Source organism: Thalassolituus sp. ST750PaO-4, assembly GCF_020320405.1.
Classification (GTDB): Bacteria; Pseudomonadota; Gammaproteobacteria; order Pseudomonadales; family Oceanobacteraceae; genus Venatoribacter; species Venatoribacter alkanivorans.
On sequence record NZ_JABVCB010000001.1, the window covers coordinates 166,284 to 186,168 of the forward strand.

Sequence of the window (19,885 nt, forward strand, 5' to 3'; positions counted from 1 at the left end):
AGCTGAAAAGCCGCTTAAGAACGCGCTCAAGTATACTTAAGCTACTGAAAAGTTAAAGATTTTTTTAGAATTCGGTGCTGTGCGGGAGGCTCAGGAATGGCTGTCCGGGGTAAGTAAATCAGCCAGTTCTTTAAGCTCGGCAATCATGTTTTTGATGAGCGCCTGATCCATCGCCACGGCATTGGATTCACCCTCTTCACTCAAACGCTGGCGGGCACCACCGATGGTGTAGCCTTCGTGATAGAGCAAAGCGCGGATTTCACGTACAAGAATCACATCCTGACGCTGGTAATAACGGCGGTTGCCACGGCGTTTCACCGGGCTGAGTTGCGGAAATTCCTGTTCCCAGTAACGCAGAACATGAGGCTTCACGTCGCACAATTCGCTCACTTCACCGATGGTGAAATAGCGTTTGGCGGGAATGGGGGGGAGTTCGTTATTGTGGCTGGGTTCCAGCATATGCCTCTACCCGAACCTTAAGTTTTTGCCCCGGCTTAAAGGTCACAACACGACGGGCGGAGATAGGGATTTCTTCGCCTGTTTTTGGATTGCGACCCGGCCGTTGACGCTTATCACGCAGGTCGAAGTTGCCGAAACCCGACAACTTCACCTGCTCATTACGGCTTAAGCTATCGCGGATCTCATCAAAAAAGAGATCCACCATATCTTTCGCCTCGCGCTTGTTGAGACCAAGATCTTCGAACAGTTTTTCTGCCAGTTCTGCTTTGGTCAAAGCGGTCATGCTAACCCCTTAGCGTTGCTCCCAGACTCTCTTCAAGATGAGCCAGTACTGATGAAACAGAATCGTTCACTTCTTCATCAGTTAATGTGCGCGAAGGATGCTGCCAGGTCAACCCCAAAGCCAGACTTTTTCTATCTGGATCAATGCCTTTGCCGACATACACATCAAACAGGTTGAGCTTTGTCAGGTAATCCCCTGCTTTCGCACGGATTGCCTGTAAAACCTGATCAACCTGCACATCCTGAGCGACCACCAGAGCCAGATCGCGGCGCATTTCCGGGAACTTCGACAGTTCGGAGAAATCCGGAATCGCAATCTCACGCACAGCCGCCAGATCCAGCTGCACCAGATACAGCGCCTGCTTAACGCCCAGAGGCTTCTGCAGGCTCGGATGCAGCGCACCCATTACGCCAACTTCCTGCCACTGACCGTCCGCGTCGAGCTTTTCGATGCGTGCAGTCTGGCCCGGATGCAGTGCCGGATGGCTTGCCGCAACAAAACGGTAGCGGCTCAGCTGACCGGTACGTGCCAGCAGAGATTCCACATCGCCTTTGGCATCAAAGAAATCGACGCCGGCATCGGTATCAGCCCAGGACTGCGGCAGGCGGTTACCGGTCAGGGCGAAGGCCAGGGTCGGAATCTGATCCAGCTGACCATCGGCCTGTGGCACAAAGCGCAGGCCGGTTTCGAACAGACGCACACGCGGCTGCTGACGTTTGAGGTTGTAGCTGACGGCCTGTACCAGACCGGCGAGCAGATCGGTACGCATTACCGACATTTCTGCCGAAATCGGGTTCAGCAGTGCAATCGGTGCATGTTCAGGGTCCATGGATTTCTGCAGCTGAGGTTCAACAAAGCTGTAGGTAATAGCTTCCTGATAACCGCGCGCCACCAGATGACGACGCAGATCACCCATACTCAGGCGGTTTTCAGCCACGCGCGCCAGCGGCGAGGCCGCACTTGGCAGACGCACCGGCAGACGCTCGTAACCGTAGATACGAGCCAGTTCTTCGATCAGGTCGGATTCAATCGCCATATCGAAGCGGTAGCTTGGTGCAACCACATCCCAGCCATCATCGGTCGCAGTCAGTTGCATACCCAGACGGGTGAGGATGTCTTCAATCTCGCTATCGGCCAGTTTCAGGCCCAGAATCAGCTCGGCACGGGCACGACGCAGATGAATAGTCGGTGCTTTCGGCAGATGCGCTTCACTCGCCACTTCCACCACAGGGCCTGGCTGACCACCGCAGATCTCCAGCAGCAATGCCGTCGCACGTTCCATGGCTTTGGCCGCCAGGTTGTAATCCACGCCACGCTCAAAGCGGTGGGAAGAATCGGTATGCAGGCCATAGTTACGGGCACGGCCGGCAATCGCCAGCGGCGCGAAGAAGGCCGCTTCGAGCAGCAGATCCTGAGTATCGTCCGCCACACCGGAGTGCTCACCACCCATAATGCCGGCAATGGCCAGCGGCTTGGCGTGGTCGGCAATCACCAGGGTATCGGCGTTCAGTTCAACGTCCTGGCCATCGAGCAGCGTCAGTTTTTCGCCCTGTTCTGCCATACGCACACGGATGCCGCCGTCAATCTGTTTCAGATCGAAAGCGTGCATCGGCTGACCCAGCTCCAGCATCACGTAGTTGGTAACATCAACCACCGGATCAATGGAGCGGATACCGCCACGACGCAGTTTTTCCACCATCCACAAAGGGGTAGCGGCTTTTACGTTGACGCCTTTGACGATACGACCCAGATAACGCGGGCACTGCTCGGCTGCCGAAACTTCGATGGCTGGCTTGTCATCAATAGCGGGAGCTACAGCGTTAACGACCAGCTCGGTCAGATCGGCTTTGTTCAGTACACCCACTTCACGTGCGAGACCGGCCATACTCAGACAGTCAGCGCGGTTCGGGGTCAGATCCACTTCGATGATGGCATCGTCGAGGTTCATGTATTCGCGGAAATCGGCGCCAACCGGTGCATCTTCCGGTAACTCCATCAGACCATCGGAGCTTTCGGCCATACCCAGCTCGGCTTCGGCACACAACATGCCGAAAGATTCGACACCGCGCAGTTTGGCTTTTTTGATTTTAAAGTCGCCGGGAAGCACCGCGCCGATTTTCGCCAGCGGGATCTTCAGGCCGGTACGGACGTTCGCCGCACCACAGACAATCTGGAAGGTTTCATTGCCATCGGTCACCTGACACAGACTGAGCTTATCGGCATCCGGGTGTTGTTCACGGCTGACCACCTGGCCCACCACAACGCCGGAGAACATACCGGCAACGGCTTCTACGCCGTCAACTTCGAGGCCTGCCATCGTTACCTGGGCGGCCAGTTCTTCAGTGCTGACAGCCGGCTGCACCCACTCGCGTAACCATTGTTCGCTGAATTTCATGTTGTACTAAATCCTGTAATAAGCGATTAACGGAACTGCTGCAGGAAGCGCAGATCATTTTCGAAGAACAGACGCAGGTCGTTAACGCCGTAACGCAGCATCGCCATACGCTCCATTCCCATACCAAAGGCAAAGCCGGTGTACTCTTCCGGATCGATGCCTACATGGCGGAATACCTCCGGGTGCACCATGCCGCAGCCGCCAATTTCCAGCCAGCGGGTTTTGGTGCCTTCCGGGGTTTCAATCACCCATTCAATGTCGATTTCCGCAGAGGGTTCGGTAAACGGGAAATACGACGGACGCAGGCGCACCTTGATGTCTTTCTCAAAGAAGGCGGCCATAAATTCCTGCAGAATGCCTTTCAGGTCGGCGAAGCTGACGCCCTTATCAACCAGTAACCCTTCCATCTGGTGGAACATCGGGGAGTGGGTCTGATCGTAATCGCAGCGGTAAACACGGCCCGGGCAGATAATACGCAGCGGTGGTTGCTGGGCTTCCATGGTGCGCACCTGTACCGGCGAGGTATGGGTACGCAGCAGACGTCCGGCGTCAAAATAAAAGGTGTCGTGCATAGCACGCGCCGGGTGGTGCGACGGAATATTCAGCGCTTCGAAGTTATGGAATTCGTCTTCGATTTCCGGACCTTCCATCACCTGGAAGCCGGCACCGGCAAAAAAGGATTCGATACGTTCGATGGTGCGGGTAACAGGATGCAGACTGCCTTCCTGCATTGCTCTGCCCGGCAGAGTAATGTCGATGGTTTCAGCGGCCAGCTTGGCATCCAGAGCGGCACTTTCCAGCAGCTGTTTACGCTGGCTGATTGCATTCTCAACCTGGTCTTTGGCTTCGTTGATGATCGCACCCATTTTCGGACGATCTTCCGGCGCCACGCTGCCAAGGTTTTTCATCAGGGAAGTGATTTCCCCTTTTTTGCCCAGAAATTGAACCCGTACCTGATCCAGCACCGCTACATCTTGCGCTTCACTTACGGCGGCCAGGGCTTGCTGTGTCAGGGCCTCAAGGTTTTCCATCGTTGCTATCCATCAATTGACGTCAGATTGACAAAAAAATAGGGGAATCACCTAGATTACCTAAGCTCATCCCCTATTTCGCAGGCGTTGGTCAGAGCTTACACACTGACCATTACCGTTTTCCGGCTAAGCGGTGAAATTACAGGCTGGACTTGGCTTTTTCAACCAGAGCCGCAAACGCTGCTTTTTCGTTAACCGCCAGATCAGCCAGTACTTTACGGTCAATTTCAACAGCGGCTTTTTTCAGGCCGTTGATGAACTTGCTGTAAGACAGACCGTTAGTACGTGCACCGGCGTTGATACGCGCGATCCACAGCTGACGGAACTGACGCTTACGCTGACGACGGTCGCGGTAAGCATACTGACCAGCTTTGATCACAGCTTGTTTAGCTACACGGAATACACGGCTACGCGCACCGTAATAACCTTTAGCCTGCTTCAGAATTTTCTTGTGACGACGACGAGCGATCACACCACGTTTTACACGAGCCATAGTTTATCTCCTGAATACCGATTAAAGATTAGGCAGCATGCGTGCTACCAGCTTAACGTCAGAGGCGTGAACCTGAGACATACCGCGCAGATGACGCTTACGCTTGGTGCTCTTTTTGGTCAGGATGTGACTACGGAACGCACAACGGTGTTTGAAGCCGTTCGCGGTCTTCTTGAAGCGCTTGGCTGCGCCGCTCTTAGTTTTGATTTTAGGCATTGTGTTACTCCAAAAGGTTATGGTGCATACAGAAACTAAGACCCTGTATAACACCTGCCATAATGAGCAGTCGGTAGAACGCATAAACCCGGCACTGAGCCGGGGTTATGTGATTCATTTAGGAACCAGACTACTTCTTCTTACCCGGGGCGATGACCATCACCATTTGACGGCCTTCCATTTTCGGGTGTTGTTCCACAGTGCCGAGTTCCTTCAGGTCCTCTTCAATGCGTTTCATCAACTCCATCCCGATATGCTGGTGAGCCATCTCACGACCGCGGAAGCGCAGAGACACTTTCGCTTTATCACCACCCTCAAGGAAACGTGTCAGATTACGTAATTTAATCTGATAATCACCTTCTTCAGTGCCCGGACGGAACTTCATTTCCTTAATCTGGACCTGATGCTGGCGTTTTTTGGCTTCGGCTTTTTGCTTCTTCTCTTCGTAAAGCTTCTTACCGAAGTCCATCACCTTACATACGATCGGATCGCCATCTGAAATCTGTACCAGATCCAGGGCTGCTTCTTCCGCCATACGCAAAGCGTCTTCAATACTGACGATACCAACCTGGCTTCCATCGGCGCCGATCAAACGTACCTCGGTTGCACGAATTTGATCGTTAATGGCAGCTCGATTGTCTTGACGGCCGCCCTTTCTGTTATCGCGTCTGATGATCAGTTCTCCATTCCAAACCGTCCGCGCTGTGCAATGCTGCCTTCTAAGAGTTCTATAAAGGCATCGATGCTCATTACACCCAGGTCTTCACCTTTACGGGTACGCACAGCGACGGTGTTTGCTTCTACTTCTTTATCCCCTACAACCAACAGGTAGGGTACCTTGTGCAAAGTGTGCTCGCGGATTTTAAAGCCGATCTTCTCGTTTCTCAAGTCCGCAACGGCCCGGAAGCCTTTTGATTTCAGGTTTTGGGCCAGATTCTGACAATATTCACCCTGATTGTCGGTGATATTGAGAACCGATACCTGCTGCGGTGCCAGCCATGGCGGCATCGCACCCGCATAGTGCTCGATCAGAATTCCGATAAAGCGTTCGAAAGAGCCCAGAATCGCCCGGTGCAGCATCACGGGTGTTTTACGCTCGCCGTCTTCATCGACGTACTGAGCACCAAGACGCTCCGGCAGCATGAAATCGAGCTGCACAGTACCACACTGCCAGACGCGGTTTAAGCAATCACGCAGTGAGAATTCAATTTTAGGGCCATAGAAAGCACCTTCACCCGGCTGCAACTCCCATTCCAGACCCGCATCGTTGAGCGCGTCTTCCAGTGCCGCTTCGGCCTGATCCCACAGTGCATCATCACCAATACGGCCTTCCGGACGGGTGGACAGCTTCATCTCAACCGCATCGAAGCCGAAGTCTTTGTAAACGGCCAGAGTCAGCTTGATGAAGTCAGAGGCTTCTTGACGGATCTGCTTTTCCGACACAAAGATGTGCGCATCGTCCTGGGTAAAGCCACGCACACGCATAATGCCGTGCAGCGCACCGGACGGCTCGTTACGGTGACAGGAACCGAATTCCGCCAGACGCAGCGGCAGATCGCGGTAGCTCTTCAGCCCCTGATTGAACACCTGAATATGACACGGGCAGTTCATCGGTTTAACCGCGTAAGTACGCTTCTCGGACTCAGTGGTGAACATGGCATCGCCATAATGTTCCCAGTGGCCGGATTTTTCCCACAGCGAGCGGTCAACGACCTGCGGTGTTTTGATTTCCTGATAGCCGGCGTCCTGCTGCACTTTGCGCATGTACTGTTCCAGTACCTGCCACATAGTCCAGCCATTCGGGTGCCAGAACACCATACCCGGCGCTTCTTCCTGCAGGTGGAACAGATCCAGCTGCTTGGCCAGCTTACGGTGATCGCGTTTTTCCGCTTCTTCGATACGGGTGATGTAGGCCTTCAGATCTTTTTTGTCGTTCCAGGCAGTACCGTAAATACGCTGCAGCTGTTTGTTCTGCGAGTCACCACGCCAGTAAGCACCGGAAACACGCATCAGCTTAAATACACGCATAACACGGGTATTCGGCACGTGCGGGCCACGACACATGTCGATGTATTCTTCGTGATGATACAGACCAACGGCCTCTTCACCTTTCTGAATCAGGTCGTCAATCAGCTCAACTTTGTAGTCTTCGCCACGGTCAACGAAAACACGACGCGCTTCTTTAATCGGCGTCATTTTCTTGATGACTTCGTAGTCTTTCTTGATCAGCTCACCAACACGTTTTTCGATGGCGGTTACGTCTTCCGGAGTAAAAGGACGTTCAAACTCGATGTCGTAATAAAAGCCGTTATCGATAACAGGACCGATTGCCATTTTTGCTGTTGGGTACAGCTGCTTTACCGCATGTCCGACCAGGTGCGCAAAGGAGTGGCGGATAACTTCCAGACCTTCTTCATCGCGACCGGTGATCAGCGTGATATTTGCGTCTTCGGTGATCAGTTCACAGGCGTCCACCAGCTGGCCATTAATACGGCCACACACCGTTGCTTTTGCCAGACCGGGGCCAATATCTTCGGCCACCTGCAGCAGTGTTACCGGCTGGGCAAATTCGCGTTTGGAACCATCAGGAAGGGTAATAACAGGCATATCAGATCCTTGTCAGTGGTGGCCCCCACGACAGGCCACATGAATAAAAAAAGAGGACGTACTCTACAGACCGCGCCGCGTGCTGTAAACCGCGGGTTTTATCACACCAGCAACCTCAGCTCCGGTGCAGCCACTGGCGCGGCGATAATCCGCTTTCACGCTTAAACGCCCGGCTGAAGGCGCTCTGCTCGGAATAGCCCAGCAGCAACGCAATTTCGCTGTGCGTCAGGCGGCCTTCACTCAGATATTCTTTCGCCAGCTGCATACGCGTTTGCGCCAGCACCTCTTTAAAGGCCAGCTGGTGCTCTTCCAGACGACGGAATAATGTGCGCTCGGAAAGATGCAGCAAGCGGGCAACTGTACGCGAGGTTGGTTCGCCACTCTGTAAGGCTTTCAGCAGCGCCGTACGCAGACTCTGCACAAAGCTTTCGCTCTGCGGCAGCACATCCATTAATGCCTGGGCCTGCTGCTCCAGCAATTGCTTTAAGCCGGCATTGTGGTTATTGACCGGCAACGCCAGATATTCCGGCCGGATCAGAATGGCAGTTTGCGCCTGCTGAAACAGCACCTCACACCCCAGCGTCTGACGATAGGGTCCGGTATCGGCCGGCTCGGCAAAGGAAAAGTGCACCGTCTGCGGGCTTAAATCGGCTCGCGCCGTCATCTGACGGATAAAGGTGAGCATACCCACCACCAACACCTCATCCGACAATCGTGATGACGGGCCATAGTCGGTACTCCAGCTCAGACGCAGACAACCATCCTGCAGGCTGGCCGTTGCCCGGTCGCCATCGTGCAGCAGCCGCTGATAACGCTGAAACCCCTGCAGAGCGTCAGCCACCGTTTCACTCGACAGCAACAGATAACCCAGCACGCCGACAAACTCCGGCCGCACCAGCAAACCCAGCTCCAGGCCGATATGACGCTGCGGATAACGCTGCTGCAAACGCTCAAGCAGCTCCCACCACTGGCTGAAGCTGATGCGACTATCGGCGGTAAAGCCCTGCAGATAGGCATACAGGTCGCAGCGGGTATCGTCCTCCTGCTCAAGAAAACAGCGCGCCAGACCGGCCAGATCACCACTGACCTGCAGCTGCGCCAGCATTGTCATACCTGTTTCTCCATCGACCCAACGTCCTCATCAGCCCAACATCCATACGCACAACGGCAACATCATATCGCCCACACCCGTAAGATGGCAGGAATTGTCAAAATAAAGACAGCAAATGTCAATTCAGCATTCCAGCCAAGTCCTAAAGTAGAGGCCTAAAACAATAATAAGGAGTCACGCATGCAAGATGTTCTGCACGCCCTGTTTTTCGTCGTTGCCTTTGGCGGTCTGTTTCTTGGCGTTATGCTGGCGGAATACTGGTATGCCCGCCGTCAGGGTAAAACCGGCATTTACCATGCGCGCGAAACCCTCGCCAACCTGACCACCGGTTTTTCCTACAAGCTGGTCGACGGCATCGCCATTGCTTTGTTTATTCAGGCGTTCTATCTGTGGGTGTACAACTATGGCCTGCAATGGAATCCGGAATTGTCATTTTTCAGCGTGTTGGCGCTGATTGTGTTTATCGACTTCTGCTTTTACATCAACCATGTACTGATGCACAAAGTGCGCTGGTTCTGGAATGTGCACGTTACCCATCATTCGTCTGAACATATGAATTTCTCCACTGCGCTGCGCCAGAACTTTACCTTTGCCCTGTCCGGCTCCTGGTTGTTCTGGTGGATTCCGGCGGCGCTGATTGGCTTTGATAAAAACTGGGTTCTGCTCGCGATTGAAGGCAATCTTGTTTATCAGTTTTTCCTGCACACCGAGCAGGTGCGCAAGCTGGGCTGGCTGGAAAAATTTATGAATACCCCGTCACACCACCGCGTGCATCACGGCAGCAACCCGAAGCAGATTGATACCAACTTCGGCGGTATTTTTATCTTCTGGGACAAAATATTCGGTACTTTCCGGGCAGAAGATGACGCCGGCGAAATTAAGTACGGCGTAACCCGTATGCCGGCAAAACCTTACAACCCTTTCTACCTGCAAGTGCACGACTGGGTGGATATGTTCCGCGATGTCTGGCGTTATAAAGACCTGCGGATTCTGTATAAGCATCCCGACTGGGCGCAGCAGCAATACGGCAGCCGCAACGGGTTAAAATAATTATATTTAAGGACGCCTGCTGGCGTCCTTAACTACGCCAGCAACTGCACCAGAAAATACACCAACAACAAAGAAAACCGCACCAGCACACACACTGATAAAATCATCAGAAAAATTCATAACCTCCTCCCGCCATTGCTGCAAATCAAGACAGAGCGAAATTCCGCAGCAGTCATTGCTGCACTCAGCAGAGCAGTCTAAGCTCACCGATATACTGGCCAACATTTCCGACATGACTAAGCCTCCTGACACAACCGCAAATACTCCACCGGACGCAGTACAGCAAGCGGCCCAGGACTCTGCCGTTGTCACCGTTCTGAACAGCCTTGATGCGCTGATTTATGTCGCCGACATGTCGACCCATGAGCTGCTGTTTATCAACGATTATGCCCGCCAGAAATGGGGCGAACCCGGTAACAAACGCTGCTGGGAATATCTGCAGAAAGATCAGCAAGGCCCCTGTGCGTTCTGCACCAATCACAAACTGGTGGATGAGCATCAACAGCCAACGGGGGTATACGTCTGGGAATTCCAGAACACTCAGAACAAGCACTGGTATCAGTGTCGCGATGAAGCCATCCGCTGGGTCGACGGCCGCCTGGTGCGTATTGAAATTGCAACCGATATTTCCGACCGCAAACGTATGGAGCAGGAACTGGAAGCAGCCCGCCGCGAAGCTGAATATCTGGCCGGCACCGATGCCCTGACCCGGCTGAATAACCGCCGCGCCTTTTTTAAACTGGGCGAACAGGTTCTTAAAGAAGCCCTGCGTTTCAGCCGTCCAACCTCGATCATTATGTTCGATCTGGATCACTTTAAGCAGATCAATGATACCTGGGGACACAGTGCCGGTGATGCCGTTTTGCAGCGGGTTGCGACGCTGGCTGAAGCCACCGTGAGAAATGCGGATATTCTGGCCCGCATTGGTGGCGAAGAATTTGCCATCCTGCTGCCACAGACCGATATGCCGCAGGCACGTATCCTGGCAGAGCGCATCCGGCAAGCACTGACCGATGACGTATTACCCATCAACGGCATGGACATTAATGTTCAGGCAAGCTTTGGTATAAGCAGCTGCGAGCATTGCGACGATATGACGCTGGCTGACCTGCTGAACACTGCTGATGAGCAGCTTTACCTTTCCAAAAAACTTGGCCGTAACCGCATATCGTCACATCAGATCAGCAAACCTTAACCCCACCACCGGCAACGCCACCCCATCCTTTGCGAACGCAGAACCACTGCGCAGGTGATTGTTTTTCAAGCACTTATCAGACAGAAATTCATTAACCGATGGCGAAAAGCACTTGCACCTATGAAAAGGCATCGTTAATATACGCGCCACTCCAGGACTATAGCTCAGTTGGTTAGAGCGCTACCTTGACATGGTAGAGGTCGCCAGTTCGAATCTGGCTAGTCCTACCAGAATTACCTTACAAATCAGTCGCTTATAAGCGGCTGTTTTTGTTTCTGGGGTCTGGTATCAAAATAGTATCAACAGACTATCAATATCCAGTACTTCCCTAACCTCTAAAACACCAGTTCAGCAGCACATTCTGTCCATTGCTGATGTCTGTCTGTGTAGTCGTCTGTCATCTTCTGAGTTGTGTGACCCATGAGCAGATTCACATACTCTTTGCTGAATCCCTGCCTTAAATAGAGAGCACCACCCAAAGCCCGTATCTCATGAAATGTCGGACGTTCTTCTGGTTCCATTTCTTTAAAGACCGGTATCTGATCCCGCACTTTCTGAAATGTCTTCCCAAGGTAATCACCCTGAACCTGTCCGTGATGCTCCTGACCATCAAACGGAATGCGTCTGGCCGGTAGCCGGTGGACAATAAATGGACAGTTTAGGGGTTTGATTTGCTGTGATCGCTCAATGATGCCGGCAAGGCTTTCCCCTATCTGGATTTTCAGAAAGGCACGATGGCCATGCTGTTCGGTTTTTGCCTGAATGATTTTTAATCTATCGCCTTCAATATCGTTAAACCTTGCAAGCACCAAATCACCGCGGCGCTGAAGTGTCACCAGAGCCAATGCCATGGCAACCTGTAGCCATTCTGGCGCGCCTTGATAAATCAGGTCATACCATTCTTTGCTAAGCGGCCGTCTGCGCTTCTTCTCTGTGAGTCGCGGAGCAGTCATTGTGTTAAGCCCTACATTCACCCGCATCAACCCCTTTGATACTGCGAATGTACAGACTTTAATCAGCGTTCCCCGATGCTTTGTATAGGCATTGCCTTTGAACCCATCCAACCACTCAGCACAGGCTTTAACGGTCAGGTCATCTGCGAGGTAATGCCCAAGGTCTTTGCTTAGTGCATTGAGCCGGTAGTTTTCCAGCTTAACGGTTGCCGGTTTCAGTGACTCCAGCGGTTGACGTTCTTCCTGATAACGTCGAATGCAGTTAGCGAATGACTCATGACTGCTATCCAGTACAGCCCGAACAAGATCAGAGGGTTTCATCAGGATGTGATTGAGCTTTTTAGCTGCTGCAATCGCCTTGATCTTGTCTGACCCCATGCCATGCATTTTCCCGGTTTGCGGGTGCCGGTACCGGAAGTATTGGTTGTCCCTTCCGTAACGGTACAGGTTTTCGGGTAGATCGCTGTTTGCCTTGGTTCTCTGTCTCGCCACTGGTTACGCCTGCAGTACCGCATCTACCAGAGAATCGCCGGTAGTGTTCTGTTCTTCGCTGATGATCACAAACCACATGCCACCGATACGCTTGGCGGGTAGATCACCATTTTTGATCCAACGATGAACCGTTGATGTGCTGGGAGGCTTACCAACGAAACGCTTTTCCCGCCATTCAGACAGGGACATGAGCTGAGTGTTTAACCCCATGGAATCCTCCTAAAACGGAACGGCATTAATGGATTGATTGGTACCTACACCATTCATCCGGTGGAAAATGAGTTTTTCTTCTACGAATTCCATAAGCATGGATTCAAGCTCTGATGAGTTGCCGTAGAGAAGCAGGCCGAAATATTGGGCGACATCACTATCAAGCCCGGCGCTCAGGATGTGTTTTACACAGACTTCCGGTTTAAGGCCCTTTCGGGCCGCCAGCTTTAAATAGTTACCGATGAACATGGCAACGTTCCGCTTACTGGTGTCTGTCTGGGCAATTTTCTGAGCACGGGAGTACACAAAGTCTGGGTGAATGTCCTGCCACTGTATGTCTTCAATCAGCTTCTGCCAGATGGGATGCATGTATGTGGTGGAATGCTGGAGACGGAAGTTATTGAGGGCATACAGCCAAAGACCGCGCAGATGCTTTGTTAGGTCACGTGGTTCACGAATACAGATATATTCGCCGGTTTTCAGAAGGTTGCCGTTCTCAAACTCTTTGATGATTCTGTGAGAGAACCGGAATTCTACCCGGTGAACTTGATCACCCCGCTTGTATTCGGTGTCTTCTGGGTTCTCTGCACCCGGGGTTCTCTTCCAGATATCCTCCCAGAAGTCGATTTTGTCTGAGTGATTGGCTTCTTCTGTTTTGTCGTAACAGCAGAATTGCAGACCTGATGCACTGCCAAACATGTATGTTTGATTCTGTCCGTAAATAAAGGCTGCACCACGCGCGTCATAGGCCGCATTGGATATACCCGTCACCTTGAGTTGTCGCTGTGCGCGCGTAACAAGCCGTTGCTCAAAGTCTTCAGGCAGTTCAAGCCCTTTCATATCTAAAGCCATGTGAACAGCAACCCCGGAGGCAATCAGGGAGTCAGCGAACAATGAGCCTACAGTGTGCAATTCTTTGGTGAGTCGGTTCAGGCCGTATCGTTCGACAGATTCGGGGGTGACTTCGATTTTGAGGTGTGGACCTTGTTTGTCTGCTTCGTGATAGAAGCTTTTTAACAACACAACGAAGCCAATTTCTAAGTTTTTCAGCAGGTACTGGTAACCGGAGGTTTTACCGGCACGAGAAAATCGCCATGCATGCTCACCAAATACAATCAGGTCTGTTTTCTTGTTGTCGTAATGGTTAGCCAGTTTCTCAAGCACATCTTCACGAGGAACACAGTCAAAAAGCTGCTTGATGGTATCCACACCACAATGCAAAAAACGAAGACCGGACAGGTCATAAGATACGGTTGAATTTTGGTTCTCAAAAACATCACCGATTCGTTTCATTGGTTTTGATTCATAACGCATGGAAAAATCCTTTTATGAAGCATGTGGGAGGATTTACCCCCCTTTTAATATAAGTGTTACAGCAGCTTATGGCGCAGCCCAATGGCTAGCGCCCAGCTGGATCTAGTGCGCTGTTCGCTGCGTCGCCCAGCTGGGCGCGCCAGAGCATTGGAGCAGCTTCAGCACCAGATGCTGGTGCTGAACCACACAAAACATTTTGAAGACCCCACACGGCCTCCTGTTGCGTTTCAGTCACTGCTAATACATTGATTCGCATATTTTCATGCTCCGCCATTTCTGGAATTTTTCGGTTCATTATTTCGGTTAATCATGGGGCGCTACCGCCCCCATACCCCCGGCAGGCGCTCCAAAGGCGCGAGCCTTGGTTAATCAGGAAGGAGTTATCCGCCCGGTAGTACTTGGGCAATAACAGGCTCAGGGGCTTGTTCTATAGGCTCAGGTGAGCACAGTGCAAAATAGGTAATTCGCGGTAATGCAATACGGACGAGACAGCGGGATAGCTTTTGAACCTCATACCCTGCTGCTTTGAAATCATCTGATGTCAGGCTGATATAGTCGTCATCTGACACGAGGCTGAAGTGGTGCAGATTAAACGTGCCGGTGTAGTAGATTTTTCGCCCCTGAACAATATCAATGGTTTCTGTTTTTAAACCACTAACAGTCTCAGGATCAGACGCATCGCCCCGGCCATCAGGTACATGATCAGGAGCATCAGAAAAATGCGGGATACCTTGCGGAGCAGGTACAGGCTCACTGTCCGAATAGCGGTCAACAACTTTAGCCAGATTGTAGAAAAACCAGACAACAACACATGCAATAAATCCGAGCAGTACTCGTAGCTTTGGATCAGCAAAAATACTTTTATTTTCGCTAGACCCTTTAGCTTGCCCTGTTGCTGTTGATTGGTAGCACTCGAAGACTCTGGGGTCTGCCTTTCTACGGACTGGGGTTCCGATATAGTGACTAACGGATTTTCCGCTGGTTTCTGCATCATGTTTGAATTCCCGCCATGAGTTTTTCCACCACGGCACGACGCCGGACATTTCACGATGGCGGTATGCGTATTCCGCAACCGCCCGCACTTCTTTGTGTATTTTTCCGATATTGGTGGTGCTGATATAAATATCCCAGTTCATGTGCCGGTGCTGGTCGAAAGCATTTTCGACTGTACAGGGACGCTGAGCACCACTGTCTAGGGTTTCTTTTTCGGAGTCTGGCGTATCGAATACTGCCAGTGTTTTTAAACGCGTTGGGTAAACCCGCTGGCCTTCATCCATTACGATCAGAGCGCCCGGTGGTGCCCACTGAAAGAACTTAGCCATGTACTCAAAGCCTTCATCGCTATCATGTTTGATAGCGATCAGGCGAGCTTCTGCCGGCACATCAATCGCCATTGCTGACTTGATACGTTCGATATCGTCAAGACCACGGATATTTGTGCAGACTGTCCGCCCCTGCTGCAATGCAGGAATGACGACGTTCTGCACAATGGAAAAGCTTTTATATGATCCCGGTGGCCCATGATGAATAACGGCAGTCATTACATGATCCCCAGAACCAGACGTGCAGCATGGGCTGACAGCACAATATTTAATGCTTCAAGCACATTGAGGTAATCAAGAAAGGCGTACACCTGCTGATTGAGACCAGACATGGTGCTTTTTATCTGATTAACGATACCCAGCTGCTGCACCAGATGAACTGCAATGTCATAGCTAAAAGCAACTGCAAACAGTTTGATTTCCAGCCACCAGAGAATCAGCCAGGCAGCCACCCTTTCAAACACGGTATCAATCCACGTATAAGATTCGGTGGTGAACAGCGAGTCATACATAGATAAGGTTTCAACAGCTGATCCTGAATCAGCAGCCCAGCCGGAAACCGGAATAGCCAATAATAAAAACAGTGGAATATAGCGAATCATTTACGCATCCCCCCAAGCAGAATAAATGCTGCATAAACAGAAGCCATGAATAGAATTAATGCGGGTAAGAAATCTAGGAACGGCTGAAAACGTATGGTGCCGAATTCAATATCGACGCCAAATATGTTCAGTTTATTGCTGCCAAATGGGCTGCCTGAGCTGTTGTTGTTCAGCTTCAGTAAGTCTGAAAAGCGATCCTGATATTCTTCCAGCTTGTCGAAATACTCGCCCTTTTTAGCGGCGACTTTTTCTTTAAGACTTGAGAAGTTATCGATACCCAGAGGGTCACCCGTTGGGTTATCGCCACCGGTACCGCCGCCACCCGTCCCCGGATCTGTAGGATCGGTGGTGCCGCCGCCATCACCACCGGTATCGCCGCCGCCAGAATCGCCGCCATCACCCGTTCCGGGCCCTGTTGGGTCTGTTGGATCAGTAGAGGGAGGCTGGCAAAGCAGAGAGCAAGTAGCAGCATCCTGAACAATGACTTTATAGCCCTGTTCAGTTGGGCACTGAAAATTCTGAACCTCATCAGCACAGTCTTCGACGGGATCTGTACCGGGATCTGTACCGGGATCTGTGCCGGGATCTGTGCCGGGGTCTGTGCCGGGGTCTGTGCCGGGGTCTGTGCCGGGGTCTGTGCCGGGGTCTGTGCCGGGATTGTTATCTGTATCGTCCCCACCGAGGTTACGACAAGATGTGAAAATAAATTCTACAGAGCCACCCGCAGAATATTCATAACAGTTTTTTGATTCATCACCAGAGGTCGCAGGATCATCTGATGCAGCGCGACACATGCCACCCGGATTCTGAGATAAATAACTTAAACAAGAATTTTCAGCATGGGTATTCGGATCGGAGTAAGGCCCATCACACTTATGAATAGTTCCAGGACCTATTTTGCCTTCGATATTTGAACCAGAACCTGGACAATAATCAGAACAACTTTTTGATTTTTCGATGAAATAAACGGTGCCGTTCGATGAAGTACATTCCTTATTCTCTTCACCGGAACAAGTGCCGGCCGGATTATTCAATTCATCAGCATAACATCCATCTTCACTAGAATCATCAGATGGAGTTGAAGCGCAGTCTTTAGGTAATACTTCAAAAAGAATCCAAGTCCCCGCATTACCTAGATCGCCCGACTCACGACACTCAGCAGGATTCACCCTACTTGAAAGAGAAATAGCGCAATTTTCCTGTGTCATATTGAAATAACGAGGATAAGCCCCTCTATAACCATAAGGACATTGAACTGACAGCCCCGAAAAAGCATCAGCAGAAAATAAAGCGAGCAATAAAAATAGGTATTTCATATCAACGACCCGGAATATTAGCCAAAGAAAAGGCCGGATAACCGGCCCTTAACGACGCCCAGTCGCTTAACTGATCCTGCCCGTGTAGTACCCGAATACAAACGAGCTGTGCACTGCTAAACAGAGCAGGACAGTTACCAGCATGATTACGAACGACGCAGCATGCTGATGATGAAGCCAACAGCCACACCGATGGCTGCCAGACCAATCAGACCGCCTACAGCAAGCTGATAGTTGGTCTCACCAGCAGTAAAGGCATCAGTGATGTCCGTCGCGGTATCCGCAAATGCAGCAGAGCTGGCAACAGTGCCGGTGATTACGAACGCAGCACGGCGAGCGGATGCATTCAGGCGTTGAGTGATTTTTTTCATAAGGTTTCCCCTGATTTAATGGTTTGCACTAAGTGCGGTTTAAAGTTTTCACAATGACACCGGCAACATGAGCACCGATAAACGAGAGCAACAGACCACCAGTAATCATTGCGAACAGCGCCGGATCAAAACGCAGCAGGTCAACCAGCTGGTTAAAATCCGACATCTGTGCGAGCGATTCATAATCAGCCATCTGCCAGGCGGCGCACTGGACATAGCCAGAGCCATCAATCACTGGCTGATCACAAATCAGGATTTTCATTTACGCTGTCTTCTTCGGAGCTGGAGCCGGTGCAGACGCATCCGGCAGTACCTTCAGCGCAAACTCTGTCATTGTTCCGGATTTGATTTTTTGCCGAACTGAAAGCCGGACATTGATTGGATACGCTGCCCGTGGGTCGAGTGCATCGCAGACATGAGGGTCGCAAGACATACGGGTGATCTGATAACCGCCCATGCCTTCAGCATGATCAGTTTCGTCTGTTTGAAAGCCCACGTAGATAGAGGCATACACCACCCCATCAACAATGGTTTTCTTAAAGCCAAAAACGGTACGTTCGCTAATTGTTGCCATGATAATTTCCTCTGTGTTTCCTGCTTTGATGAACTGACCCCGCGCAGGATTAACGGGATCAGGAAAGCAATTACTTGACTGACAAAATATGAGGTACAGATTCACCGCGTTTAGAGCGGTTAACAGCTATGACGGTTACTACTTTGGGGTAGTCAGAAATATCTGCCGGAAGCGAATTCAGAACCGACTTTTCACACGATATGCGGGAGGAACGATATCCACGGGAGTTAGCCAATTCAGAAGTGGAAGGCGGCAATAATGTAAAGATATTGTTAATAAACTGGCCTTCCGGATACTCAATACTACTGGCACCGAGAACATACACAGACATTTCATATTCCATTTTGAAAATCCTCATTCAATTCGTCCTGCTCTGATGACCTGATCCCCGCGCAGGATTAACGGGGTCAGGAATAAAATTCAGGAGGCTGCAAAGCTCAGAATGCGTTCACGCGCTCGTTGTTGACGCTCGTCGTTCAGATCAAGACGAATCTGGTTAGCGAAGCGTTTTATTTCTTCGTTCGGCTTGTCGGTAATGATCTGAAAGATCAGATAGCGGAGTGCCACTTCTGCCAAATGGCAGCACTGGTCACGTTCGGCATTCACGTATTCCTGAATGACGACCGCAGGAGAAATTGAGAGCAACTCCCCTTGTGTGGGGATTGGTGGCTGTATGGCCTGAGTAGTTAAAGCGTCCATTGCTGGCTCCTTGCCCACCTATCAGCGCTTTACGGCTGGTACGCTTTCCGATAGCTTGGGCGGTTACGAACTTTTAAGCGGGTGCTGCAACACCCTGACAACAGAACTTTAGGAGAATTAATCATTATGATCAACTAATTAATCATAATGATTTAATTGTATTTATCTATATGGATTCCAGTATTGATAGGTTTTTGATTCTGTTTGCAGAAGAAAGGATGACGGCCCCTTGGTTAGAAGAAAAAACGGGCATAGAAGCGACACGATGGAGAAACATAAAACAAAGGAAGGTAATGAGGACGTCAGAACTTGACGCTGTTTTGAGTCTTTTCCCAGAGTACGCACTCTGGATAACAACTGGTAAAGAAATACCGGAAGCGGGCCAGATCAGCCCTATGACCAAACGGGCACAAACAAGCTTAAAGCCAACCCCCGAGGTTGGCTAATCGCAAAAAAGCCGCAGACAGGTGGAAGCTGTAGCGGCTAGAAATTAGCGAGACTTGAGCTGGTTATACTCTTCGCAAGCTTTATCCCTTGCAGACTGATTCGCGGGAGTCGGATCACCCATCACAATGGCAATTGCACCATTACATGCTGACCTAGCCTTTTCTAGGTCAGTCGGCTCATGAGCCGGCTGCATCTTTGCAACAATCGCTTTATAAGAAGAAGCCGCATGACAAAACATACTGCGCACTCTTCCCGCCCTGGCTTTTGGCAACTGGTCAAAAGACTCTGAATAACAGGCATTTCTGAATAACTGAGCAGCCGCCTGACTACACTCTGAATATTTCAATATATCCGCTTGATAAGTCGCACAAACAGATTTTGGCCGAATACGCCAAAGCTGGAAATCAAAAGGAACACCCTGCCCCTCATACTGGATGACTACAGACTTCAGGTGGTATCCGACCTTCTCAAAGTAATCATCCAAGATCACGGAGCGGGTGAACTTCATGTAGGAACCAAAAGCAGAAGCCAGCGGAGATACTGGCCGGTCAGATTGAAAAGCCCCAGCTAAAGAACTATCTTCTGCCTTAACAAAGTTGCTTAGTAAGAGCACTGCGAACAAGAAATTACGCATGACACATCCCTTTGTCGATATAGGGCATACTATAACAAACTATTGTGCCTACAGTCGAAAAAGGCATGTAAACCTGTAGAAGGATGGACTAACCGCAGGTGTGTCAAAGGA

The 19,885-nt window shown here is 51.0% G+C and carries 24 protein-coding genes and 1 tRNA gene; 3 read left to right on the plus strand and 22 right to left on the minus strand.

What is annotated here, in order from left to right:
- Positions 1-90: 90 nt before the first annotated feature.
- From HUF18_RS00755 to HUF18_RS00795, 9 genes are all read right to left on the minus strand, one after another.
- A complete protein-coding gene (locus HUF18_RS00755) occupies positions 91-459 on the minus strand; it encodes a MerR family transcriptional regulator (RefSeq protein WP_145470294.1) in 369 nt (122 codons plus the stop codon).
- Positions 437-742, minus strand: coding sequence for an integration host factor subunit alpha (gene ihfA, locus HUF18_RS00760; RefSeq protein ID WP_015487305.1), 306 nt, complete (start codon positions 740-742; stop codon positions 437-439). Before ihfA ends, HUF18_RS00755 begins: the two co-directional genes overlap by 23 nt.
- 1 nt (position 743) lies before the next feature.
- Complete coding sequence (pheT, locus tag HUF18_RS00765) at positions 744-3,137, minus strand: phenylalanine--tRNA ligase subunit beta (protein ID WP_225690757.1); 2,394 nt, start codon at positions 3,135-3,137, stop codon at positions 744-746.
- Positions 3,138-3,163: 26 nt separating this feature from the next.
- A complete protein-coding gene (gene pheS / locus HUF18_RS00770; RefSeq protein WP_225690758.1) occupies positions 3,164-4,168 on the minus strand; it encodes a phenylalanine--tRNA ligase subunit alpha in 1,005 nt (334 codons plus the stop codon).
- Between the two features lie 139 nt (positions 4,169-4,307).
- Entirely contained in the window at positions 4,308-4,661 is a 354-nt protein-coding gene (gene rplT, locus HUF18_RS00775) for a 50S ribosomal protein L20 (protein ID WP_145470288.1), read from the minus strand.
- A 21-nt stretch (positions 4,662-4,682) separates the two neighbouring features.
- Complete coding sequence (gene rpmI, locus HUF18_RS00780; protein ID WP_145470287.1) at positions 4,683-4,877, minus strand: 50S ribosomal protein L35; 195 nt, start codon at positions 4,875-4,877, stop codon at positions 4,683-4,685.
- A gap of 130 nt (positions 4,878-5,007) precedes the next feature.
- Positions 5,008-5,556 (minus strand): translation initiation factor IF-3, encoded by a 549-nt coding sequence (infC, locus tag HUF18_RS00785; protein WP_145470286.1) that lies wholly within the window; start codon positions 5,554-5,556, stop codon positions 5,008-5,010.
- Positions 5,553-7,484 (minus strand): threonine--tRNA ligase, encoded by a 1,932-nt coding sequence (gene thrS, locus HUF18_RS00790; protein WP_145470285.1) that lies wholly within the window; start codon positions 7,482-7,484, stop codon positions 5,553-5,555. The genes infC and thrS overlap by 4 nt, the downstream gene beginning before the upstream one ends.
- Positions 7,485-7,599: 115 nt before the next feature.
- A complete protein-coding gene (locus HUF18_RS00795) occupies positions 7,600-8,595 on the minus strand; it encodes an AraC family transcriptional regulator (RefSeq protein WP_225690759.1) in 996 nt (331 codons plus the stop codon).
- A 180-nt stretch (positions 8,596-8,775) separates the two neighbouring features.
- On the opposite strand from HUF18_RS00795, the gene HUF18_RS00800 reads away from it, so the two are divergent.
- Positions 8,776-9,645 carry a sterol desaturase family protein gene (locus HUF18_RS00800; RefSeq protein ID WP_225690760.1) on the plus strand — a complete coding sequence of 290 codons (870 nt, stop codon included), beginning with the start codon at positions 8,776-8,778 and terminating at the stop codon, positions 9,643-9,645.
- A 6-nt stretch (positions 9,646-9,651) separates the two neighbouring features.
- Here HUF18_RS00800 and HUF18_RS00805 read toward each other — a convergent pair whose 3' ends face one another.
- Positions 9,652-9,879 (minus strand): hypothetical protein, encoded by a 228-nt coding sequence (locus tag HUF18_RS00805; protein WP_225690761.1) that lies wholly within the window; start codon positions 9,877-9,879, stop codon positions 9,652-9,654.
- On the opposite strand from HUF18_RS00805, the gene HUF18_RS00810 reads away from it, so the two are divergent.
- Entirely contained in the window at positions 9,878-10,840 is a 963-nt protein-coding gene (locus HUF18_RS00810) for a GGDEF domain-containing protein (RefSeq protein WP_225690762.1), read from the plus strand. The two genes, HUF18_RS00805 and HUF18_RS00810, sit on opposite strands and share 2 nt — an antisense overlap.
- A 153-nt stretch (positions 10,841-10,993) precedes the next feature.
- Positions 10,994-11,070: transfer RNA gene (locus HUF18_RS00815), tRNA-Val, on the plus strand.
- Between the two features lie 105 nt (positions 11,071-11,175).
- On the opposite strand, the gene HUF18_RS19745 is transcribed toward HUF18_RS00815, so the two are convergent.
- From HUF18_RS19745 to HUF18_RS00875, 12 genes are all read right to left on the minus strand, one after another.
- Positions 11,176-12,285 carry a phage integrase Arm DNA-binding domain-containing protein gene (locus tag HUF18_RS19745; RefSeq protein ID WP_225690763.1) on the minus strand — a complete coding sequence of 370 codons (1,110 nt, stop codon included), beginning with the start codon at positions 12,283-12,285 and terminating at the stop codon, positions 11,176-11,178.
- Between the two features lie 3 nt (positions 12,286-12,288).
- Positions 12,289-12,495 carry a helix-turn-helix domain-containing protein gene (locus HUF18_RS00825; protein WP_225690765.1) on the minus strand — a complete coding sequence of 69 codons (207 nt, stop codon included), beginning with the start codon at positions 12,493-12,495 and terminating at the stop codon, positions 12,289-12,291.
- Between the two features lie 9 nt (positions 12,496-12,504).
- Positions 12,505-13,809 (minus strand): hypothetical protein, encoded by a 1,305-nt coding sequence (locus tag HUF18_RS00830; RefSeq protein ID WP_225690767.1) that lies wholly within the window; start codon positions 13,807-13,809, stop codon positions 12,505-12,507.
- A gap of 380 nt (positions 13,810-14,189) precedes the next feature.
- Entirely contained in the window at positions 14,190-15,350 is a 1,161-nt protein-coding gene (locus HUF18_RS00835; RefSeq protein WP_225690769.1) for a zonular occludens toxin family protein, read from the minus strand.
- Entirely contained in the window at positions 15,350-15,733 is a 384-nt protein-coding gene (locus tag HUF18_RS00840; protein ID WP_225690770.1) for a DUF2523 family protein, read from the minus strand. Before HUF18_RS00840 ends, HUF18_RS00835 begins: the two co-directional genes overlap by 1 nt.
- Positions 15,730-17,049 (minus strand): hypothetical protein, encoded by a 1,320-nt coding sequence (locus tag HUF18_RS00845; RefSeq protein WP_225690771.1) that lies wholly within the window; start codon positions 17,047-17,049, stop codon positions 15,730-15,732. Before HUF18_RS00845 ends, HUF18_RS00840 begins: the two co-directional genes overlap by 4 nt.
- 146 nt (positions 17,050-17,195) lie before the next feature.
- On the minus strand, positions 17,196-17,420 hold the full coding sequence (locus tag HUF18_RS00850) for a hypothetical protein (RefSeq protein WP_225690772.1): 225 nt from the start codon (positions 17,418-17,420) through the stop codon (positions 17,196-17,198).
- 28 nt (positions 17,421-17,448) lie between these two features.
- Entirely contained in the window at positions 17,449-17,682 is a 234-nt protein-coding gene (locus HUF18_RS00855; protein WP_225690773.1) for a hypothetical protein, read from the minus strand.
- Entirely contained in the window at positions 17,683-17,994 is a 312-nt protein-coding gene (locus HUF18_RS00860; RefSeq protein WP_225690774.1) for a hypothetical protein, read from the minus strand.
- A 70-nt stretch (positions 17,995-18,064) separates the two neighbouring features.
- A complete protein-coding gene (locus HUF18_RS00865) occupies positions 18,065-18,337 on the minus strand; it encodes a hypothetical protein (protein ID WP_225690775.1) in 273 nt (90 codons plus the stop codon).
- Between the two features lie 77 nt (positions 18,338-18,414).
- Positions 18,415-18,693, minus strand: coding sequence for a hypothetical protein (locus tag HUF18_RS00870; protein WP_225690777.1), 279 nt, complete (start codon positions 18,691-18,693; stop codon positions 18,415-18,417).
- A gap of 490 nt (positions 18,694-19,183) precedes the next feature.
- Positions 19,184-19,774, minus strand: a complete 591-nt coding sequence (locus tag HUF18_RS00875) for a hypothetical protein (protein WP_225690778.1) — start codon at positions 19,772-19,774, stop codon at positions 19,184-19,186.
- Positions 19,775-19,885 lie beyond the last annotated feature (111 nt).

Excerpts from the sequence above, each read along its gene's own strand:
- HUF18_RS00755 (WP_145470294.1), bottom strand. The coding sequence starts at position 459 with ATGCTGGAACCCAGCCACAATAACGAACTCCCCCCCATTCCCGCCAAA.
- ihfA (WP_015487305.1), bottom strand. The coding sequence starts at position 742 with ATGACCGCTTTGACCAAAGCAGAACTGGCAGAAAAACTGTTCGAAGAT.
- pheT (WP_225690757.1), bottom strand. The coding sequence starts at position 3,137 with ATGAAATTCAGCGAACAATGGTTACGCGAGTGGGTGCAGCCGGCTGTC.
- pheS (WP_225690758.1), bottom strand. The coding sequence starts at position 4,168 with ATGGAAAACCTTGAGGCCCTGACACAGCAAGCCCTGGCCGCCGTAAGT.
- rplT (WP_145470288.1), bottom strand. The coding sequence starts at position 4,661 with ATGGCTCGTGTAAAACGTGGTGTGATCGCTCGTCGTCGTCACAAGAAA.
- rpmI (WP_145470287.1), bottom strand. The coding sequence starts at position 4,877 with ATGCCTAAAATCAAAACTAAGAGCGGCGCAGCCAAGCGCTTCAAGAAG.
- thrS (WP_145470285.1), bottom strand. The coding sequence starts at position 7,484 with ATGCCTGTTATTACCCTTCCTGATGGTTCCAAACGCGAATTTGCCCAG.
- HUF18_RS00795 (WP_225690759.1), bottom strand. The coding sequence starts at position 8,595 with ATGACAATGCTGGCGCAGCTGCAGGTCAGTGGTGATCTGGCCGGTCTG.
- HUF18_RS00800 (WP_225690760.1), top strand. The coding sequence starts at position 8,776 with ATGCAAGATGTTCTGCACGCCCTGTTTTTCGTCGTTGCCTTTGGCGGT.
- HUF18_RS00810 (WP_225690762.1), top strand. The coding sequence starts at position 9,878 with ATGACTAAGCCTCCTGACACAACCGCAAATACTCCACCGGACGCAGTA.
- HUF18_RS00805 (WP_225690761.1), bottom strand. The coding sequence starts at position 9,879 with ATGTCGGAAATGTTGGCCAGTATATCGGTGAGCTTAGACTGCTCTGCT.
- HUF18_RS00825 (WP_225690765.1), bottom strand. The coding sequence starts at position 12,495 with ATGGGGTTAAACACTCAGCTCATGTCCCTGTCTGAATGGCGGGAAAAG.
- HUF18_RS00830 (WP_225690767.1), bottom strand. The coding sequence starts at position 13,809 with ATGCGTTATGAATCAAAACCAATGAAACGAATCGGTGATGTTTTTGAG.
- HUF18_RS00835 (WP_225690769.1), bottom strand. The coding sequence starts at position 15,350 with ATGACTGCCGTTATTCATCATGGGCCACCGGGATCATATAAAAGCTTT.
- HUF18_RS00840 (WP_225690770.1), bottom strand. The coding sequence starts at position 15,733 with ATGATTCGCTATATTCCACTGTTTTTATTATTGGCTATTCCGGTTTCC.
- HUF18_RS00845 (WP_225690771.1), bottom strand. The coding sequence starts at position 17,049 with ATGAAATACCTATTTTTATTGCTCGCTTTATTTTCTGCTGATGCTTTT.
- HUF18_RS00850 (WP_225690772.1), bottom strand. The coding sequence starts at position 17,420 with ATGAAAAAAATCACTCAACGCCTGAATGCATCCGCTCGCCGTGCTGCG.
- HUF18_RS00855 (WP_225690773.1), bottom strand. The coding sequence starts at position 17,682 with ATGAAAATCCTGATTTGTGATCAGCCAGTGATTGATGGCTCTGGCTAT.
- HUF18_RS00860 (WP_225690774.1), bottom strand. The coding sequence starts at position 17,994 with ATGGCAACAATTAGCGAACGTACCGTTTTTGGCTTTAAGAAAACCATT.
- HUF18_RS00865 (WP_225690775.1), bottom strand. The coding sequence starts at position 18,337 with ATGGAATATGAAATGTCTGTGTATGTTCTCGGTGCCAGTAGTATTGAG.
- HUF18_RS00870 (WP_225690777.1), bottom strand. The coding sequence starts at position 18,693 with ATGGACGCTTTAACTACTCAGGCCATACAGCCACCAATCCCCACACAA.
- HUF18_RS00875 (WP_225690778.1), bottom strand. The coding sequence starts at position 19,774 with ATGCGTAATTTCTTGTTCGCAGTGCTCTTACTAAGCAACTTTGTTAAG.